This window comes from Streptomyces sp. NPDC027962, from assembly GCF_055566095.1.
The window spans coordinates 1-1,414 of record NZ_JBVHTA010000113.1; the positions used below are offsets into that span (position 1 = coordinate 1).

Consider the following 1,414-nt stretch of genomic DNA (forward strand, 5'->3'; position numbering starts at 1 on the left):
AGATTCTGGCGAAGGTCCGCCTCGTCCAGACCAACATCAAGAAACTCGTGGCAAACAACTCGAAGTGACATCAACAGGATCACGAGACACTAGCCCCGAGATACGCGGAGCTTTGTGGATCCGATGCAGACGAGGTGCACCTGGCCGGATCGTTTCGAGACCTATAAGCAACGGGGAGTATCTGCGGCTCCAGGGCCTGCGACTGCCGGTACGAGTGTCCGCGCCGCGAGTGCGCACGACGTTCGAAGCGCTACGGGACCGTAGCCACTGGCACGGCAGCGAACGGGCAACCATCGACCCTAACCATTCGTCTCAGACTGAGGCGGAGCGGTACGTGGGCAAGCCGACTCCTAAACAGCGCGACTTGCTGGACTCCGTAATCGAGGACGGCCAAGGCGACATGCTGAAGCGGGCCCGTACGCCGCTGAGAGTGGTCACTGCGCAAGACGCAGCGGAAGCCGCACGGCAGCTGCCGCAGGTTGTGGCGGATCTGCGACTGGACGAGACGGTGATCGCTGAATTGACAGGCGCGGAGCGTGACGTCTTCGCCGCGTCCTGTGTGGACATTTTTGCCGGTGTGTTCGGGCCTAAAGGCAAGCCGTGCCCGGCACGTCCGTGGGTGTGCCTGGCCTGCCCGTTGGCCGTCTTTGCGCCCCGCCATGCGGTGAACCTTCTGAGGTTGAAGGGGTTCTTCACTGAGCAATGGCGACAGATGCCGTCAGGTGAGTTCATGCGGCATTTCGGCTACTACTCTGCCAGGGTCGACGAAGTGGTTCGCAGGTTTGAACACGGTGTCATTGATCGCGCCCGTCGGTGCCTGGAGACGGAGCCGAGCGCGCTGCCGCTGCGTCCTGAGGAGACAACAGCATGAAGCATGAAATCGGGACCGTCGCCGTACGGCAATCGATTTTCGCGGGTCTTTGGGTGTGTGCGGAGGCCGATCTGCCCATGCCTGCTGGCGTGCCCGGGCCTTGCTTTGACGACGACGTGTGGGATTTCGCTGATGTCGTGGGATTGCCAGCCCAATGGGGAACATCCGAATTACGCTTCAACTTCCGTAACGTGGAGAACCCGATATGGCGTTTGGTGGCGAAGGAGTACATCTTCGCCTTGATGGTGCCCACCCATCCTGCGGTTGCCCAGCTGCCGCTCGCGTACCGTACAGCGCGGAGCATCCGCACCTGCTCTGCCAAGTTCGGGCGCCTGGCGGGCTGGCTGAATTGGCTCAGCCGCAACGGTGTGCTCTCCCTTGCCCAGGTCGGCGACCGAGAATGCGATGGCTATCTGATTGAGGCCCGCAAGGTTCGAGACCGTAAGACTGGCAGGGCGATTTCAAAGTCGGGGTGATCTTGTAGGCGTGCAGGTCACGGCGGTGTGACGATGTTCTGTGGGCGCGCGACGTACGCAACGAAGC

2 protein-coding genes are annotated in these 1,414 nt (G+C 61.7%); both read left to right on the plus strand.

What is annotated here, in order from left to right:
- The first annotated feature begins 334 nt into the window (after window positions 1–334).
- Window positions 335–871, plus strand: a complete 537-nt coding sequence (locus tag ACZ4SA_RS36900) for a hypothetical protein (RefSeq protein WP_468283240.1) — start codon at window positions 335–337, stop codon at window positions 869–871.
- Window positions 868–1,347 carry a hypothetical protein gene (locus ACZ4SA_RS36905; RefSeq protein ID WP_468283242.1) on the plus strand — a complete coding sequence of 160 codons (480 nt, stop codon included), beginning with the start codon at window positions 868–870 and terminating at the stop codon, window positions 1,345–1,347. The genes ACZ4SA_RS36900 and ACZ4SA_RS36905 overlap by 4 nt, the downstream gene beginning before the upstream one ends.
- Window positions 1,348–1,414: the final 67 nt, after the last annotated feature.